Origin of the sequence: Pseudomonas sp. FBF18 (assembly GCF_024261405.1) — a bacterium.
Classification (GTDB): Bacteria; Pseudomonadota; Gammaproteobacteria; order Pseudomonadales; family Pseudomonadaceae; genus Aquipseudomonas; species Aquipseudomonas palmensis.
This window is the reverse complement of the sequence record NZ_QKRS01000005.1, coordinates 152,611-171,360: the sequence shown is the minus strand read 5'-3', so window position 1 is coordinate 171,360 and position 18,750 is coordinate 152,611. Positions and strand designations below refer to the sequence as shown.

Here is an 18,750-nt window from a genome sequence, read left to right as displayed (position 1 = left end):
GCAGAGCAATGCAGCAACTCAATCCTTCCGAAATTAGTGAAATCATCAAGGGCCGCATCGAGAAACTCGATGTAGCCTCCCAAGCCCGCAACGAAGGTACTGTCGTCAGCGTTTCTGACGGTATCGTGCGGATTCACGGTCTGGCCGACGCTATGTACGGCGAAATGATCGAGTTTCCGGGCGGCGTGTTCGGTATGGCCCTCAACCTGGAGCAAGACTCCGTTGGTGCGGTAGTACTGGGCGCGTACGACACCCTCGCTGAAGGCATGAGCGCCAAGTGCACCGGCCGCATCCTCGAAGTTCCGGTTGGTAAGGAACTGCTGGGTCGCGTGGTCGACGCACTGGGTAACCCAATTGATGGCAAAGGTCCGCTGAACAACACCGAGACCGACGCTGTTGAAAAGGTTGCACCGGGCGTTATCTGGCGTAAATCGGTAGACCAGCCTGTACAGACTGGCTACAAATCGGTTGACGCCATGATCCCTGTCGGCCGTGGCCAGCGTGAGCTGATCATCGGTGACCGTCAGATCGGCAAGACCGCCATGGCCATCGACGCCATCATCAACCAGAAAGACTCCGGTATTTTCTGTGTGTATGTTGCTGTCGGCCAGAAGCGTTCGACCGTTGCCAACATCGTTCGCAAGCTGGAAGAAAACGGCGCCCTGGCCAACACCATCGTGGTGGTTGCCAGTGCTTCGGAATCCGCCGCACTGCAATTCCTGGCGCCATACGCCGGTTGCACCATGGGCGAGTTCTTCCGTGACCGCGGCGAAGACGCACTGATCGTCTACGATGACCTGTCCAAGCAGGCTGTTGCCTACCGTCAGATCTCCCTGCTGCTGCGCCGTCCACCAGGACGCGAAGCATACCCAGGTGACGTGTTCTATCTCCACTCCCGTCTGCTGGAGCGTGCATCGCGCGTTTCCGAAGAGTACGTAGAGAAGTTCACCAACGGTGCCGTAACTGGCAAGACCGGCTCGCTGACCGCACTGCCGATCATCGAAACCCAGGCTGGCGACGTTTCCGCGTTCGTTCCGACCAACGTGATCTCGATCACCGACGGTCAGATCTTCCTGGAATCGGCCATGTTCAACTCGGGCATCCGCCCTGCAGTGAACGCCGGTGTTTCGGTATCCCGTGTAGGTGGTGCCGCTCAGACCAAGATCATCAAGAAGCTCTCCGGTGGTATCCGTACCGCTCTGGCTCAGTACCGTGAACTGGCGGCATTCGCCCAGTTCGCTTCTGACCTGGACGAAGCCACCCGCAAGCAACTCGAGCACGGTCAACGTGTTACCGAGCTGATGAAGCAGAAGCAATACGCTCCAATGTCCATCGCGGACATGGCGCTGTCGCTGTATGCCGCTGAGCGTGGGTTCCTGACCGACGTCGAAATCACCAAGATCGGCAGCTTCGAACAAGCGCTGATCGCTTTCTTCAACCGTGATCACGCCGAACTGATGGCGAAGATCAACGTGAAGGGTGACTTCAACGACGAAATCGACGCTGGCATCAAAGCCGGTATCGAGAAGTTCAAGGCCACCCAAACCTGGTAAGCCGCAGCGGGGGCTTTGCAGCCCCCGCTTGCTAACCTGATAGGTGTTACATGGCAGGCGCAAAAGAGATTCGCAGTAAGATTGCGAGCATCAAAAGCACGCAAAAAATTACCAGCGCCATGGAAAAAGTGGCGGTCAGCAAGATGCGCAAGGCTCAAATGCGCATGGCTGCTAGCCGTCCCTATGCGGAGCGTATCCGCCAGGTGATTGGTCATCTGGCCAACGCCAACCCGGAATACCGCCACCCCTTCATGATCGAACGCCCTGTCAAGCGCGCCGGTTATGTGGTTGTGAGCAGTGACCGTGGTCTGTGCGGTGGCTTGAACACCAACCTGTTCAAGGCCCTGGTCAAGGACATGGCAGCCAACCGCGAGCAAGGGGTCGAAATCGACCTGTGCGTGGTGGGCAGCAAAGGTGCGGCGTTTTTCCGCAGCTACGGCGGTAACGTCGTTGCAGCGATCAGCCACCTGGGCGAAGAGCCGTCGATCAATGATCTGATCGGCAGCGTCAAGGTCATGCTGGACGCTTACCTGGATGGTCGTATCGATCGTCTGTCCGTGGTATCGAACAAGTTCATCAATACCATGACGCAAGCCCCAACGGTCGAGCAGTTGATTCCGTTGGTTGCAACCCCGGATCAAGAACTCAAGCACCACTGGGACTACCTCTACGAACCTGACGCCAAGGAGCTGCTGGACGGCCTGATGGTGCGTTACGTGGAGTCGCAGGTCTACCAGGCGGTGGTCGAGAACAACGCGGCCGAACAAGCTGCGCGGATGATCGCAATGAAGAACGCCACCGACAACGCCGGCGACCTGATCAGCGAATTGCAGCTGATCTACAACAAGGCGCGTCAGGCTGCGATCACCCAAGAGATCTCGGAAATCGTCGGCGGCGCTGCCGCGGTTTAACGGTTCAAATATTCAGAGGATCCAGCTATGAGTAGCGGACGTATCGTTCAAATCATCGGCGCCGTCATCGACGTGGAATTCCCACGTGACAGCGTGCCGAGCGTGTACAACGCACTGAAAGTACAAGGCGCGGAAACCACCCTGGAAGTTCAGCAGCAGCTGGGCGACGGCGTGGTCCGTACCATTGCGATGGGCTCGACCGAAGGCTTGAAGCGCGGTCTGGACGTCGTCGACAGCGGCGCAGCCATCTCCGTACCGGTCGGTAAAGCGACTCTGGGCCGGATCATGGACGTGCTGGGCAACCCGATCGACGAAGCTGGTCCGATCGGTGAAGAAGAGCGCTGGGGCATTCACCGCGAAGCGCCTTCGTTCGCTGACCAGGCAGGCGGCAACGACCTGCTGGAAACCGGCATCAAGGTTATCGACCTGGTCTGCCCGTTTGCCAAAGGCGGTAAAGTTGGTCTGTTCGGTGGTGCCGGTGTAGGCAAGACCGTAAACATGATGGAACTGATCCGTAACATCGCCATCGAGCACAGCGGTTATTCCGTGTTCGCCGGTGTGGGTGAGCGTACTCGTGAGGGTAACGACTTCTACCACGAGATGAAGGACTCCAACGTTCTCGACAAGGTAGCGCTGGTCTACGGTCAGATGAACGAGCCACCAGGAAACCGTCTGCGCGTAGCGCTGACCGGCCTGACCATGGCCGAGAAGTTCCGTGACGAAGGTAACGACGTTCTGCTGTTCGTCGACAACATCTATCGTTACACCCTGGCCGGTACCGAAGTATCCGCACTGCTGGGCCGTATGCCTTCGGCGGTAGGTTACCAGCCGACCCTGGCTGAAGAGATGGGCGTTCTGCAAGAACGTATCACTTCGACCAAGGAAGGTTCGATCACCTCGATCCAGGCCGTATACGTACCTGCGGACGACCTGACCGACCCGTCGCCAGCCACCACCTTCGCCCACTTGGACGCCACCGTCGTACTGTCCCGTGACATCGCCTCCCTGGGTATCTACCCAGCGGTCGATCCACTGGACTCGACTTCGCGCCAGCTGGACCCGAACGTGATCGGCAACGAGCACTACGAAACCGCTCGCGGCGTTCAGTACGTGCTGCAGCGCTACAAAGAGCTGAAGGACATCATTGCGATCCTGGGCATGGACGAGCTGTCCGAGACCGACAAGCAACTGGTTTCCCGTGCTCGTAAGATCCAGCGCTTCCTGTCCCAGCCGTTCTTCGTGGCTGAAGTCTTCACCGGTTCTCCAGGCAAATACGTTTCCCTGAAAGACACCATTGCTGGCTTCAAAGGCATCCTCAACGGTGACTACGACCACCTGCCAGAACAAGCGTTCTACATGGTCGGCGGCATCGAAGAAGCAGTCGAGAAAGCCAAGAAACTGTAATCCCGGCGCCCCGCGAGGGGCGCTAATCAGGTTGAGGCAAGCAGATGGCTATGACAGTCCATTGCGATATCGTCAGCGCGGAAGGAGAGATCTTCTCCGGCCTGGTCGAGATGGTGATTGCGCACGGCAACCTGGGTGATCTTGGTATCGCTCCAGGCCACGCCCCGCTGATCACTAATCTGAAGCCTGGTCCGATCACGCTGACCAAGCAGGGTGGCGCCCAAGAGGTGTTCTACATCTCTGGTGGTTTCCTCGAGGTCCAGCCGAACATGGTCAAGGTGCTTGCCGATACCGTGCAACGTGCTGCCGACCTGGACGAAGCTCAGGCCCAGGAAGCCCTCAAGGCTGCCGAGAACGCCCTGAACGCCAAAGGCGCGGAGTTCGACTACGGCGCCGCTGCCGCACGTCTGGCCGAAGCCGCAGCTCAGCTGCGCACCGTCCAGCAGTTGCGCAAGGGAAGGTAATTCGGCCTACAGGCTGATTGCTTTCGCCGCGATTGAGTTAAAGGGTAGCCTCGGCTACCCTTTTTCTTTTTCTGCATATCTCATTTCGGTCATTCATCGACCTCTCCCCGGATTTGGTAGCCAGTCAATGTCTCTCGATATCGTTATTCTCGCGGCAGGCCAGGGCACACGCATGCGCTCGGCCGTGCCCAAGGTACTGCACCCGGTCGCCGGCAACTCGATGCTTGGCCATGTTATCCACAGCGCCCGCCAGCTCGAGCCCCAGGGTATTCACGTGGTGATCGGACATGGTGCCGAGCTGGTTCGCGAGCGACTGGCTGCCGATGACCTGAATTTCGTGTTGCAGGACAAACAGCTGGGCACAGGCCACGCCGTGGCCCAGGCCTTGCCGGCGCTCAGTGCCGACACCGTGCTGATCCTCTACGGCGATGTACCGCTGATCGAGGTGGACACCCTGCAGCGTTTGCTGGCCAGGGTAAACCCGCAGCAACTGGGCCTGCTCACTGTGACCCTGGCCGACCCGACCGGCTACGGCCGTATCGTGCGCGACGACCAGGGCCAGGTGGCTGCCATTGTCGAGCACAAGGATGCCAGCGACGCACAGAAGGCGATCAATGAAGGCAACACCGGCATCCTTGCCGTACCGGGGGCTCGGTTGGCCGAGTGGCTGGGTCGCCTGTCGAATCACAACGCACAGGGTGAGTACTACCTGACCGACGTGATCGCCATGGCAGTGGCCGACGGCCTGGTGGTGGCCACCGAGCAGCCGCTGGACCCGATGGAAGTGCAGGGCGCCAACGACCGTCGTCAGTTGGCCGAACTGGAGCGTCATTATCAATTGCGCGAAGGTCGTCGCCTGATGGCCCAGGGCGTGACCCTGCGTGACCCGGCGCGTTTCGACGTGCGCGGCGAAGTCATCGTGGGGCGTGACGTGCTCATCGACGTCAACGTTATCCTCGAAGGCCGCGTGGTGATCGAGGATGACGTGGTCATCGGCCCGAACTGCGTGATCAAGAACAGTACCCTGCGCAAGGGCGCAGTGGTCAAGGCCAACAGCCACCTCGAAGGTGCCGTGCTGGGCGAGGGCAGCGATGCCGGTCCGTTCGCGCGGCTGCGCCCGGGCAGCGTGCTGGATGCCCGTGCGCATGTGGGTAACTTTGTCGAACTGAAGAATGCCCACCTGGGTGAAGGTGCCAAAGCAGGCCACCTGACCTACCTGGGTGATGCCGAGGTGGGGGCGCGCACCAATATCGGTGCTGGCACCATCACCTGCAACTACGACGGTGCCAACAAGTTCCGTACCGTACTGGGCGAGGATGTCTTCATCGGTTCCAACAACTCGCTGGTGGCGCCTGTGGATATCCTCGATGGGGCCACCACCGCTGCGGGGTCCACCATCACCCAGACGGTCGAGGCTGGCCAGTTGGGCGTGGCCCGCGGTCGTCAGCGCAACATCGATGGCTGGAAACGGCCAGAGAAGATCAAGAAGAGCTGAGTTGTCCACAGCTCTGAAAAAGCCGACCGCATTGTGCATAAGTCGGCTTTTTTTTTGCCTGGCATTCGAGTGTGGATAACCTGACCCCAGCAACGCCTTATCCACAGAAATAGTTTCATTGCCTGCTTGACCAAATGAAAGCTTTAGGTTTTGATTGACGTCATTATCTTTCGAATCGAAACTTAACTTCTCATGTCGAAACGAAACACACCTCAACGCCGCCACAACATCCTGGCCTTGCTGCATGAGCAGGGCGAGGTGAGTGTGGATGCACTGGCCAAGCGTTTCGAAACCTCCGAAGTCACCATTCGCAAGGACCTCGCCGCGTTGGAGGCCAACGGCCTGCTGCTGCGCCGCTACGGTGGCGCGGTGACCCTGCCTCAGGAACTGTTCGCCGACCAGGGCCAGCCCATCTCTCTCTACAAACAGGCCATCGCTCGTGCCGCCGTGGCGCGGATTCGCGAGCATGCGCGCATCATCATCGACAGCGGCAGCACCACGGCTTCGATGATCCCCGAACTGGGTCAGCAACCGGGGCTGGTGGTGATGACCAACTCGCTGAACGTGGCCCGTGCCCTGAGCGAACTGGAACACGAACCGGTACTGCTGATGACCGGCGGCACCTGGGACCCGCATTCCGAATCGTTCCAGGGCCAGGTTGCCGAGCAGGTACTACGCTCCTACGATTTCGACCAACTGTTCATTGGTGCCGATGGCATCGACCTGGTGCGCGGCACCACCACCTTCAACGAATTGCTGGGGTTGAGCCGGGTGATGGCCGAGGTGGCCCGCGAAGTGATCGTGATGGTCGAGTCGGACAAGGTCGGGCGCAAGATTCCCAACCTGGAGCTGCCCTGGGCCAGCGTGAATACCCTGATTACCGACGAACGCCTGCCCCAGGAGGCACGCGATCAAATTCAAGCCCGCGGCATCAACCTCATCTGTGCCGCTATCAGCTAGGAGCAACATCTATGTGTGGAATCGTGGGCGCCGTCGCCGAACGCAACATCACCACCATCCTGATCGAAGGCCTCAAGCGCCTGGAATACCGCGGCTATGACAGTGCCGGCCTGGCTGTCTTCACCCAGCAGGGCCACCTTGAACGCCGTCGTCGCATCGGCAAGGTCAGCGAGCTGGAAGCGGCCGTTGCCGCCGAGCCGCTGGTCGGCAACCTGGGTATCGCCCACACCCGCTGGGCGACCCATGGCGCGCCAACCGAAGGCAATGCACACCCGCATTTCTCCGGCCACGACCTGGCGGTGGTGCACAACGGCATCATCGAGAACCACGATGTGCTGCGTGAACAGCTCAAGGGCCTGGGCTACGTATTCACCTCGCAGACCGACACCGAAGTGATCGTGCACCTGCTGCACCACACCCTCAAAAGCCTGCCGGACCTGGCCGACGCCCTCAAGGCGACCGTCAAGCAACTGCATGGCGCCTATGGCCTGGCGGTGATCAGCGCCAGCCAGCCAGACCGCCTGCTGGCCGCCCGCAGCGGCAGCCCGCTGGTGATCGGCCTGGGCCACGGCGAGAACTTCCTGGCCTCCGACCAGTTGGCCCTGCGCCAGGTCACCGACCGCTTCATGTACCTGGAGGAGGGCGACATCGCCGAGATTCGCCGCGACCAGATCACCATCTGGGCCGTCGATGGCCAGCCGGTGCAGCGCGAGGCGGTGCAGTACCACGAAGGTGCGGAGGCGGCCGACAAGGGCCATTACCGCCACTTCATGCTCAAGGAAATCCACGAGCAGCCCACCGTGGTGCAGCGCACCCTGGAAGACCGCCTGGGTTCGGATCACGTGTTGGTGCAGGCTTTCGGCCCCAAGGCGGCCGAGCTGTTCCCCAAGGTGCGCAATGTACAGATCGTGGCCTGTGGCACCAGCTACCACGCGGGCATGGTTGCGCGTTACTGGCTCGAAGAGCTGGCCGGCATTCCGTGCCAGGTCGAAGTGGCCAGTGAATTCCGCTACCGCAAGGTGGTGGTGCAGCCCGACACCCTGTTCGTGTCGATTTCCCAGTCGGGCGAAACTGCCGACACCCTGGCGGCGCTGCGCAATGCCAAGGAGCTGGGCTTCCTTGCCAGCCTGGCCATCTGCAACGTCGGCATCAGCTCGCTGGTGCGTGAATCGGACCTGACACTGCTGACCCGTGCCGGCCCGGAAATCGGCGTGGCCTCGACCAAGGCGTTCACCACCCAGCTGGTGTCGCTGATGTTGCTGACCCTGTCGCTGGGACGCGTGCGTGGCACCTTGCCGGCTGGCGTCGAGGCCGAACTGGTGGAGCAACTGCGTCGTCTGCCGGTACGCCTGGGCGAAGCGCTGGCGATGGACGCCACCATCGAGAAGACGTCCGAGCTGTTCGCCGACAAGCATCACACCCTGTTCCTGGGCCGTGGCGCGCAGTTCCCGGTGGCGATGGAAGGGGCGCTCAAGCTCAAGGAAATCTCCTACATCCACGCCGAAGCCTACCCGGCTGGCGAGCTCAAGCACGGCCCGCTGGCGCTGGTGGATGCCGACATGCCGGTCGTTACCGTGGCACCGAACAACGAGCTGCTGGAGAAGCTCAAGTCCAACCTGCAGGAAGTGCGCGCCCGTGGCGGCGAGCTGATCGTGTTCGCCGACGAGAAGGCAGGCATGAGCAATGGCGAGGGCACCCATGTGATTGCCATGCCGCACATCATCGATGCGCTGGCACCGATCCTGTACACCATTCCGCTGCAATTGCTGTCGTACTACGTGGCCGTGCTCAAGGGCACCGACGTCGACCAGCCCCGCAACCTGGCCAAGTCGGTGACGGTGGAGTAAGGGGCCGGTCAGGCCCAGGCACTTGGCTTTGAATAATAAAGATTGACACAAAATAATAAAGTTTGACACAAGCTATTAAAGTTTGACACAACGCGCAAACCCCCGTATTTACGGGGGTTTCCCGTTTCTGGACCACGCCATTGGTCCGGATTAGCTGCTTCGCTTTTCAGCCGGAGTAGTCTAGGTACGACCCTCTGAGCAGCTCCTCGTGGGCGGTGTTTTCCTAGAACTATTTTTTTGAATGTGAGGTACAGCGCTTCGTTTGGTCTGAGGAGGCAGTGTTGCGCGGTCGTAGGTTTGCTTCGAAGCAGGATATTGAACGGCACATTGCCAACGGATTTGGTGCCGGAGCCGGAGCCAGTTACGTGCCCTGGTTGCGTGTACAGGACGTCCCGTCGCGGGGGCGGTCTCACAAAATCCAAGGCGTGAAAATCGATCGTATACATCACTTTTTGTCCGATCTCGAACGCGCCTTTTTCCTGGTTTGCGAATTCTCTGAAGACGTCGTGGACATCCGTGAGCAGTATCCGCTGCTCCAGGTGGAAAGCACCCAAGCAATTGCCCGGGCAATTGGTGTCCGATATCCGAGATACAAAGGAACCACCCTCCCGCTAGTCATGACGACAGACTTCCTTTTGACCGTGAAGCAGCCGAATGGGGATTTCAGGTCCGTCGCAAGGACAATCAAGTATCAGCAAGATCTCGTCGGGGAGGACTCTGTCCGGACATTGGAGAAATTGGAGATTGAGAGACGATTCTGGATGAGCCAGGACGTGGACTGGAGCATTGTCACCGAGGAGTTGTTCACACCTAATCTGATTAAGAATCTCGGGCTGTTGAGACAATATGCACGGCTACCCCGGCCTCTGATGAGTTCATCTCTGCACTCCGATTTTCTCGAAATCCTTGAGGCTAGTAAGGCTTACCCTTGGTTGACATCTGAGTCTTTGCGAAAAATCGCAACCCGTTTGTCTATACCGTATACCGAGGCGCGGGACATGTTCTTCCATCTTATCTGGAGCAAGATGATTCAGGTCGATTTGAGCAGCGCTCCGCTTCACCTCAAATCGCCGTTACCAGATCTCAAGGTAGTTTATCCCGCCGAGATGACCTCATTCATTGAGAAATTATCATGAATATTTCAGTGAATGAGGTGTTTGAACCTGTAACGGAACACTCTGTGATCTCGTCCATGGTTAGAGTTCTTCACCTCATTGAGGCTCAGGACGCCGTAATGGTGATAGCTCTGACCGAGCCGCCAGGTAAACCTTATCCTTTGGGCCTTGAGGAGCTCAGGCTGTCGTTAGAGTCTGGCGACACCAAGCCGGTAGTGACTGCCGTGCCTGAGTTTCTGCTCGTTCTGGAGGATGACCTCGATGACAGCACTAAGCGTGATCGAGATGAGAAGTGGGCAATTATCGAGCCTCTCCTAGACCCGGCTTATCCAGGACAGATTTTCGTGCAGGGCGAGATGGGCCGGCTGGTTGGGAACAGGGCCGCTGAGCTGGGTATCCAGCGAAAGACCATTTACCGCTTACTGTATCGATACTGGTTTTATGGTCAGGTAAGAAATGCGTTTCTTAAGAACTATTCGGCTGTAGGAGTGGCGAACAGAAACTACTCGCCTGGCGTACGACCAGGACGGAAACCAAAATTTCAGGGGGTACTTGTATCCCCTTGTAAATTGCTCAGTGCTATTGATAAGCGATGCATAAAAGTAGGTTATGCGCTTTATGCAAAAAATAAAACATCATCTCTTCGTATTGCTTACGACAAGATGCTTAAGAAATTTTATTCTGTAAAGGATCTTTCGAAAAACTCGGAAAATCGGGTACGACTTCTTCCGGAATCGGAAATTCCAACATTCACTCAGTTCGACTACTGGGGAAAGCAGTTTTTTGATGAAATTGAAACTGATCGTGGGCGTAAAGGGTTGACGAAGTGGCTTAAGGATTGCCGCCCAATCGCAGGCACTGTTCGCGATTGGCTTCGTGGCCCGTGCCACCAGTTTGAGATCGACGCGACGATTGCGGACATCTACCTGGTTAACAGCTACTCGCGGCGGATGACTATCGGTCGTCCGGTGGTATACGTCGTTGTGGACAGCTTCTCGGGAATGATTGTTGGTCTCTATGTCGGCCTGGAGGGGCCTAGCTGGAACGGCGCTCGGCAGGCATTGTTCAACGCCTTTACCTCCAAGGTGGAGTTCTGTGCGAAGAACGGTGTCGAGATCGCCCCCGGTGATTGGGACTGTCATCATTTGCCACATCAGATCTACGCCGACCGGGGCGAGATGCTGTCCCTTGCAGCAGAAGGGCTGGCAAGCGGCTTGGGCATCGAGATGGGTACGGCACCTCCGTACAGACCAGATTGGAAGCCCATGGTCGAAAGTCGATTCGGTATCCTCAATGATCTAACCGATATCAGGTGGCTTCCAGGCGGCGTTGCCGCACGAGATAAAGAGCGGGGCGAGCGGGACTGTCGACTCGATGCCACGCTGAACCTGAAGGAATTTACCCAGATCGTCATTGAGTCCGTTCTTCATTACAACCGTTTTCATCGGCAGCCGGATCGCCTCACACAGGCGATGATGAACGATGGCGTCGAGCCTACTCCGACGGGCATATGGACCTGGGCTTTGGAGAATGACCTGATTCACGCCAATAACCGGCCTGACGAATTGATCTATCTCCACCTGCTGCCTCGCGAACGAGCCACCGTGCAAAAGGGCGGCATGCTCTTTCGCGGAATGCACTATGTTTGCGAGCTCGCCATCAAAGAGAACTGGTTTGCCAAGGCTCGACGTAATGGTGTCTGGTCGATTGACTGTCGGTTTGATCCGAATTCCGCGGCGCATATCTGGATTCAGGGTGAGAACAAGCAGTTCGTCCGCTGTGACCTTCGAGGCTCGGACTTCAAGTACGCCGACTACCGTTCGGATGAAATCTACGATCTTTTGGAAGCGTATCGACAGTTGCCCCCATCTCATAAACGCGCGGAGCTGGAGAGCCGTGTGAGCTTGGTCGACACGGTCGAACAAATCATCAGCAATGCGCGGGCCGAGCGAAAGGATGAACCAGCTGCCAGCACCAAGGCTGAGGCGGTGGGTAATATCCGCCAAAACCGGTCCGAGGAACGGGAGCGTGAGCGCGAGAATGCGTTTGTTCCTGATGGCGTCCGTGCCGAGCCTGCAAAACCCGCTGCCGACACACCTTTAATTACGCATGATTCGTATGCGGGACCTCGCCGCGCGCAGGTGATCGATCTCCTTAAAAGAACGCGGCCGGGGAAAACTCAATGAAAGGCGCACAAATTTTTGCGAGCTATACCAAACAAGCGATCGCTGAGTACGCGGGAAACCCCTTGATCGAAGCTCTGCCGCCGATTCTTGTTGATACGGATGCTATCGATTTGATATCGAATTTCCCCGAGCCAGTTACACCCGCAGAGCTTGATCTCGACGGTGCAACACGGGTTCACTGCATCGAGCGCTTGAGGACAGTCGTTCAACCTTTCCTGCTGCATTTGGAGCTGGAGTCCATGATTTCCCTGCTGATCCGCCGGGGATACGTTGGACGCAACCCAACCTCACCTACCACGGTAAGGCATCTACATTCCCTGTCAGGGGCCCAGCGTTACCATGACTCATTCAAGTCGACCGCTGACTCGTTCAGTGTTGTAGGCTTGAGTGGAATTGGGAAGTCCACTGCTCTGCACGCCATTTTGAGCCTTTATCCACAGACGATTCGGCATGAGCGTTTTGAGGGCAAGCAGTTCGTCCAAACACAAATCACGTGGCTCAAGCTGGATTGTCCGCGAGATGGCTCGCTTGCTGGATTTTGCCGACAGTTTTTCCATGCCGTTGGTAAGGCACTGGGAGATGCGGATTATCACAAGCGACATCGGTACAGGAACATCGACGATGCGCTGCAGCAGATGGAGCAGGTCGCCAGCACGTTCTACATTGGTGCTTTGCTTATTGATGAGCTTCAGAACCTTCACTTGGCGAAGACGGGTGGGAAGGACAGCATGCTCAACTTCTTCCTCCACCTCGTAAACAATATCGGAATTCCTGTCGTGTTCATCGGTACGAATTCGATGATCAGCCTGTTCTCTGACGTTATGCGTGTTGCACGGCGCAGTTGCGGTGGCGGTATGGTCGAATTCAAGCGATTCGAGAAAGATGATGAAGAGTGGCAGTTTCTGGTTCAGAACCTCTGGAGTTATCAATGGTGCAAGCAGCAGGCTGAACTCACTCCCAAAATTTTCGACGCGCTGTACGAGCACACCCAAGGCGTAACGGACTTTTTGGTTAAGATTTTGGTACTTAGCCAGCGATATGCTATTCAGAGCGGTGTTGAGTGTCTGACTGCCGAGATAATTACCCAGGTCAGTAATGCCAAGATGCAGATTCTCAAACCGGCTATCTCGGCTTTACGCAGCCGCAACCCTGCACGTATGCGGCAGTTCGACGACTTGCTTCCTATCGAGGAGCAGCTGATAGCCATGATGGCGTTTGACGGACTCCCTCGCTCAGAGCGTATTGCATTGCTGCGTGGTGTGACGCCGCACTCTAAGCCGGAGACCCAGGCTCCCACAGCTGTAGAGAGTAAGCCTACAGCTCCTACCGCGCCCGCAGCTGTTGCTGTGGAATCATCGGAGGCAAAGGCCTTGAGTCAACAGCCTGACACCCTGGCAGCGCTGAAGTCAGCTGGTTGGATCTCTACGGACCTCTTTGAGTTTTCACCAAGCTACCGTAAATCATGATTCGAGGGTATGGAGATGGGGCTCAAATTCCATTTCTTCCCAGCAGCTTTTCTCGACGAGACACTTCACAGTGTCCTCTCTCGATACGCCCGGCTTTGTGGAGGTAGCCGTAAAGCTGCCTTCGCTGGCGAGCTCGCCGCGGCCTCGTTTACGCAGAACGTGGCGTTTCCGAGTCGGTTGGCTGATTTGGCCGAGTTACTTCCCCACGGCACTGATCTCTCCGTTGCTCGAATCATCGAGCTGCATACCGTGTTGCCTTACTACGCACCCTTCCTCACCCATGACCAAATGCAGCACGCTCAGGGCGTGATGGCGGTAGATGGTAAAGGACTGATGCTGAAATTGGGCATCAATGCCAGTCGGATCGAGGGCGCTTCGAGAGTGCGGTTTTGTCCCCTGTGTATCGACGAAGATATCGCTCGGGATGGGGCGGCCTACTGGCATCGAACCCACCAACTACCCGGTGTTTTGGTATGTCCCGACCATTGCCAGTTGCTAAAGGTAGTGGATCACGGCTGGCATAGCCGAAACTCACGACAGCTCAATCTTCCAGACGATGACGAAGTACAAGGCCATTCAGTCCAACTGGAGGTTGCCCAAGAGTACGTCCCCAGGTTGCACCAGGTCGCATTGAACTCACAGCAATTGCTCCGTTCACGTCTAGGTCCGCTAGCCGCTACTGTAGTGCAATCCTTTCTCCTGCAAGGCGCTGCAGCTCTTGATCTGGCTTGCGGTGAAGCGCATCGGTTGGATCTGTGCCGTTTGGCTGCGCATATGAACAGTTTTTTCAACGAACTCCCGGTCGCAGGGGAGTATTCGATTCTTCGTGAGGCCTCTCCAGGACTGCCTGCGACTTGGGTTACCAAGCTGCTTCGAAGGCCCAGAGGCACCCACCATCCTCTCAAGTACATCTTGCTGGCCAGCGCTTTGAAAGTTGAACTGGCAAGCATCCCACACACTGGGGAGCTGCTATTGCCCAGGGAGGGGAGAGCACTGCCAATTGAGGTCCGCTCATCACACCTGAGGGTGGCGAGTCCCAGAGTTGAAGAGCTGGATGGTCTGCCAGCGGCAGTTTGGAAGCTAGCGCTTTCCGGACACGATGCATTGAGGATCGCCGACTCGCTGAATGTGTCCGTGGTTTACGTTTATCGGGCCATCCGCGCCGTGGAAGGTGGTCCGAGCGCCTGGCGAGAAGCGAGATTTTTAAACGAGCGCCGGCAGCGGCGAACAGCCTTTGAGGAGGCTCATCGTCGGCTCCAGGCTCGCGAATGTCGTGATTATGCGTGGCTCTATCGATGCGATCGCGCATGGCTTACGGACTGCATCGCGGAGCATCGCAATGCCCACGGAGGCCGGGCGCATAGTGCCGGCGTATTCGTTGTCCTCGACGCGGAACTTGCTGAGCAGATCAGAAGTTGTGCTCAGAGGCTTCGAGCAGTATCTGGAAAACCCGTTCGAGTATCGCGTACCAGGATTGGTAGGGAGCTCAACGCACTGTCGCGGTTCGAGAAGCAACTCGCCAAACTCCCACTCTGTGCGGGAGCATTGGAGCAGGAATGCGAGTCTGCTGAGCAGTTTCATCGTCGGCGTCTGCAATGGGCTCAGGAGAAACTGTTGTCGGAGCAACGAAGCGTGACTCAATCGTCGTTGTACCGCACTGCCTGCATAAGGCCGAGGGTGTCGTCCAAGAAGGGTAAAGGCTTTTAGCCGGCAGGTACCGCGCGAGCTTCAAGCTGACGGGCTCGGCCCACCTGTCCACCTGATCCATAGTGTTACGATGTCAGCCAATCCCAAAAATGGAGTCATCAAATGTCGCGCTTGGCGGAGTTTCGTCAACTTGAACAACAGCTTGCAGCTCAGCTGGCTGAACTAGAAGCATTGAAAAACGATGAGGGCCTTAAACGCGAGATCGAGTTTGAGACAAAGCTTCGAGCCCTTCTGGCCGAACATGGCTTTGGCCTGCCGCAGGTGATTGAGTTGCTGGATCCGAAAGCCACGATCGTACGCCCTGTCAGGGAGCCCAAGATTAGAGCGGAGCGTAAGCAGCGCGCGCTGAAGGTCTACCTCAATCCTCACAGTGGTGAGGTCATCGAGACAAAAGGGGGTAACCACAAGCGCCTCCAGTACTGGAAGTCAGAACACGGCGCTGACACGGTCGAGTCGTGGCTTCAGCGATGAATGAAAGGAGACTGATCCTTGATTGGTCTCCTCCCCCCCGATTTGGGCTCTGAATCTGAACTCAAATGAACTATAAATTTTTCCTGAAAGCCACGTATTACATGGGCTAGAGAAGGAAAATCGGTATGCCTCCATCTAGATAAGGCGGCGCGAGATCTTCACAGTTGAGCCTTGATCAGTTTTCGGAGCTGCAACAGTGAAAAACCTACTTAGTTTTTTTGAGAAAGCGCTTTCCTCCAATCCAGTTAATCTTGCGTTATTTTGCTTAATGATCAGCCTTGCGCTGATGTTCTATGTTGTCTGGCTTGCATGGGGGAAGGCGTGATGGCGGCCAAGAGTGAGTGGGCGAAGCTGCCGATCAGATGGATCCACGAGGGAGCTCTTGTAGACTTCCGCGGCCGATCAACCAGGCCAAGCAGCCGATTGTTTTTGCACCTTGTGCAGCCAGAGGTCGATGCTCCTGCACTGCGCAACGAGAGCCTGGCAGCGCTCAAGCTCTTTCTGGTGCTGTGCTGCCGCGCGGACTTCTCCACAGGAATGGCCAAGGTCACCTATACGGAGTTGTGCAAGCTTGGTGTGATGTCTAGAGCGGTGGTAGCGCGGTCCCTTCTCAGACTCGAAAATGCCGGATTGATCGCTCGCGAGACGCGCGCCCTCAAGAGTGGGTCCTTGATCAAAATCGAGAAATGGAATGATGACTACGGTTGGGGGAAAATCCCGAAGCTGTGGCTATACGACGGCAACCTCGGACGTATGCTGCGTTTGAGCGAATTCAACTTTACGCAGCTGTCATTTCACGCCATGAAGATCTATCTGGCGATCTTGGCATTCCGAGATCGCCGCGGAATAGCGACCATCAGCTACGACCGTCTGGCGAGCTACACAGGGGTTCCCAGACATCACATCGCCGATACGATCACGCAGCTGTATGCCATGGAGCTGGTCTCGTTCCGCCCTGGTGAGTTTCACAACGAGCATCAATTTGACCGGACGAACCGATATTTAGTGCGAGGTTTCGATACGCGGTGGCCGGCGCTCGAAGAGGAGGACAAGCCGCCTGTCCGAAGCGCCGCTGCGCCTCAGCGCCCTTCCCAGGAGAATGTTGCCTCTGCCTTGGAATTCGTAAAGCCGAGCGAAAACTGAGTTTGTGGGTGGTGGTCAGCTCGCCATGTGATGCACACATTTTTTCAAGAAAGTGTTAAAGAATTTGAGAGTGGCACTGCCCTCAACCCCCCGAAAATCATGGCGCGCACTTGATATTTGCCGAGCAGATGCACACAGCCATATTGGCAAAAAAGTGTTGAAAGTATACTGGCTATGCGCCATCACACTTTTGTAAATTTCTAAAAGTCCTGACCCTGATACAGGGTTTGGTGTGATACAAGTGTACCGATCACGGAATGAGTGTTCTTCCCGAACCTAATTTGTAAGTCGGTAACCGATGTCTGATCTTCTATTTTTTCCCATGACTATGCCGGGCGAGATGCTGCACTCTCGTATAACTCGCTATCACTTCCTTTCAGGTAACAAAACCGTTGGGGAAACTTTTCGTGACCTTTTTGGCTCGGACGTTTTCTCCATAGGTACGCTACCCAAGCGGCTAGAGGTGCTCGCTGCCAGGCTACCTGGCGATGCAGAGGCCAACCTCGAGGAGCTGATTTCCACGAACACCACTTTCCCTTTGTACAGACCTTTTCTAGGCATCGCTCAAGAGGGGAATGATGGGGCGACAGGGCTCAGTTTTTGCCGGGTTGCGCGTGTTCCCCGTCGCGAAGGATCCGTCCACGGCAAGGCTAAACTGTGCCCCAGCTGTGTGCAGCAGGATCTACTTGAACTGGGTTATGCCTATTGGCACCGGTCCCACCATATACCGGGTGTCTCCGTCTGTTGGCGTCACGGTGACTTACTGATGCATGTTTGTCCCGAATGCACCCATCCGTTCTTCCGAAAGCTTCGGTTGCTTCCGAGTCTTACCGAGCCTTGCGCATGCGGTTGGAGTGCTCTCTCTCCAGCGGCGGCAAAGAAGGGAAGTCATCTTCAACAGAAGTTCGCGGAGTTCGCACACGAACTGCTTCAGCGAAATATACAGACGATGAGTAGTGAGGCCTTGTGTTCTTGCTATCTGCGCCAATGCAGAAAGCGCGGGTTTATACACGGTAGATTTACAGGCACTTCAAAGCTATTCGACAGTATCCAATCTAAATATGGTGATGAATCTCTATCGGAAATGGACAAAGCCTATGGAGCAGGTAAGCGTTCGCAGTGGCTTAGGTTTACTTCTCATCGAGGTCAGATGGATATGCCGCTCGCGCGTCATCTAATTATTGCGCTACATCTTTTTGGAACAGTAGATGAATTTGAGAGCGCATTGAGGCAAGAACTAATTCTTCAAAGTATTTCAGGTGCAAGATCTCGTTCGAACTTGGAAAAGCCAAAAGTCGGTAAAAAAGAACAGTGTCGGCAAAAAATCGAGACGATTCTAGCAGCACGAACAGATGTCAGTCTGGAGTATCTTTGGAGAAAGGCTTACCAAGCCACACGGTGGCTTAACGAAAACGATAACACCTGGCTGATGGCGAAGCTTAGTGGATCGAAGCCCGAATCGCTTAAGGTCGAGGACGTCAGCGATAAGCGAGACAGCGCGTTCGCCGCCATTCTGAAAGCGAAGGTTGAGGATCTTTACCTGATTTCTAAAGAACAGAAACGGGTGAACCTCGCCAATCTGCAAAAACTACTTCCTGTTCGCCTGCCTCCGAGTCCATCAGTACGTAAGAGCAGATTCCCGCTCACCGTGCAGCAGATTGAACTTCATTTGGAGTCTGTTTGGCATTTTCGACTGAGAAGGTTGATTTGTGCGATTGCGGATATGACAAGACTAAAGCTGCCACTTAACACCGGCGGTCTAAATTTGGTATCCACGGTACCTAATCCGGTCTTCTCTGTTCTTGTCAGTTTTTTTGAGTGGGATTTAGACAGCTTTTCCAGGAACGGTGTTGACCCCGAAGCACTTCTCAAATCAACCGGTGTTCTTAGGGATTGGCAGGGGCCCCCAGGATTCGACTTTTTGCTTGGGGGGAACGCGTACTATCGCAGAAAGTCATCAAGCGGGCCCTCAAGCAACGTGCTGAGCTAACAGTGGAGCAGAGTAATCGCTGCCGTCACCGCGATCAT

Annotated in this window: 14 protein-coding genes; all 14 read left to right on the top strand. The window is 56.4% G+C overall.

Translation table 11 applies throughout. The annotated features are described in order from the left end of the window. Window positions 1–8 precede the first annotated feature (8 nt). The 14 genes from atpA to DN387_RS10490 all read left to right on the top strand — a co-directional run bounded on the left by atpA (window position 9) and on the right by DN387_RS10490 (window position 18,712). The gene (gene atpA, locus DN387_RS10555) at window positions 9–1,553 is read left to right on the top strand and encodes a F0F1 ATP synthase subunit alpha (RefSeq protein ID WP_043860665.1); all 1,545 of its coding nucleotides are present in this window, start codon (window positions 9–11) and stop codon (window positions 1,551–1,553) included. A gap of 50 nt (window positions 1,554–1,603) precedes the next feature. Further along, window positions 1,604–2,464: a F0F1 ATP synthase subunit gamma gene (gene atpG, locus DN387_RS10550; protein ID WP_054916061.1), complete on the top strand. Its 861-nt coding sequence runs from the start codon at window positions 1,604–1,606 to the stop codon at window positions 2,462–2,464. A 27-nt stretch (window positions 2,465–2,491) separates the two neighbouring features. After that, window positions 2,492–3,868 (top strand): F0F1 ATP synthase subunit beta, encoded by a 1,377-nt coding sequence (gene atpD / locus DN387_RS10545; protein ID WP_043860663.1) that lies wholly within the window; start codon window positions 2,492–2,494, stop codon window positions 3,866–3,868. Between the two features lie 44 nt (window positions 3,869–3,912). Then, window positions 3,913–4,332 (top strand): F0F1 ATP synthase subunit epsilon, encoded by a 420-nt coding sequence (locus tag DN387_RS10540; protein ID WP_043860662.1) that lies wholly within the window; start codon window positions 3,913–3,915, stop codon window positions 4,330–4,332. Window positions 4,333–4,459: 127 nt separating this feature from the next. After that, on the top strand, window positions 4,460–5,827 hold the full coding sequence (gene glmU / locus DN387_RS10535) for a bifunctional UDP-N-acetylglucosamine diphosphorylase/glucosamine-1-phosphate N-acetyltransferase GlmU (protein ID WP_054916062.1): 1,368 nt from the start codon (window positions 4,460–4,462) through the stop codon (window positions 5,825–5,827). A gap of 192 nt (window positions 5,828–6,019) precedes the next feature. Then, entirely contained in the window at window positions 6,020–6,787 is a 768-nt protein-coding gene (locus DN387_RS10530; protein WP_054916063.1) for a DeoR family transcriptional regulator, read from the top strand. 11 nt (window positions 6,788–6,798) lie between these two features. After that, a complete protein-coding gene (gene glmS, locus DN387_RS10525) occupies window positions 6,799–8,634 on the top strand; it encodes a glutamine--fructose-6-phosphate transaminase (isomerizing) (protein WP_043860659.1) in 1,836 nt (611 codons plus the stop codon). Between the two features lie 281 nt (window positions 8,635–8,915). Further along, window positions 8,916–9,770 carry a TnsA endonuclease N-terminal domain-containing protein gene (locus DN387_RS10520; protein WP_254506057.1) on the top strand — a complete coding sequence of 285 codons (855 nt, stop codon included), beginning with the start codon at window positions 8,916–8,918 and terminating at the stop codon, window positions 9,768–9,770. Continuing rightward, a complete protein-coding gene (locus DN387_RS10515) occupies window positions 9,767–11,935 on the top strand; it encodes a Mu transposase C-terminal domain-containing protein (RefSeq protein ID WP_043860658.1) in 2,169 nt (722 codons plus the stop codon). The genes DN387_RS10520 and DN387_RS10515 overlap by 4 nt, the downstream gene beginning before the upstream one ends. Beyond that, window positions 11,932–13,401, top strand: a complete 1,470-nt coding sequence (locus tag DN387_RS10510) for an ATP-binding protein (protein ID WP_009405347.1) — start codon at window positions 11,932–11,934, stop codon at window positions 13,399–13,401. Before DN387_RS10515 ends, DN387_RS10510 begins: the two co-directional genes overlap by 4 nt. A gap of 15 nt (window positions 13,402–13,416) precedes the next feature. Next, entirely contained in the window at window positions 13,417–15,108 is a 1,692-nt protein-coding gene (locus DN387_RS10505) for a TnsD family Tn7-like transposition protein (protein WP_075804325.1), read from the top strand. 102 nt (window positions 15,109–15,210) lie between these two features. Continuing rightward, window positions 15,211–15,579: a histone-like nucleoid-structuring protein, MvaT/MvaU family gene (locus tag DN387_RS10500; protein WP_009405343.1), complete on the top strand. Its 369-nt coding sequence runs from the start codon at window positions 15,211–15,213 to the stop codon at window positions 15,577–15,579. A 324-nt stretch (window positions 15,580–15,903) separates the two neighbouring features. Next, window positions 15,904–16,722 carry a hypothetical protein gene (locus tag DN387_RS10495; RefSeq protein WP_009405342.1) on the top strand — a complete coding sequence of 273 codons (819 nt, stop codon included), beginning with the start codon at window positions 15,904–15,906 and terminating at the stop codon, window positions 16,720–16,722. Window positions 16,723–17,020: 298 nt separating this feature from the next. After that, a complete protein-coding gene (locus DN387_RS10490; protein ID WP_075804296.1) occupies window positions 17,021–18,712 on the top strand; it encodes a TnsD family Tn7-like transposition protein in 1,692 nt (563 codons plus the stop codon). The last annotated feature ends 38 nt before the right edge of the window (window positions 18,713–18,750 follow it).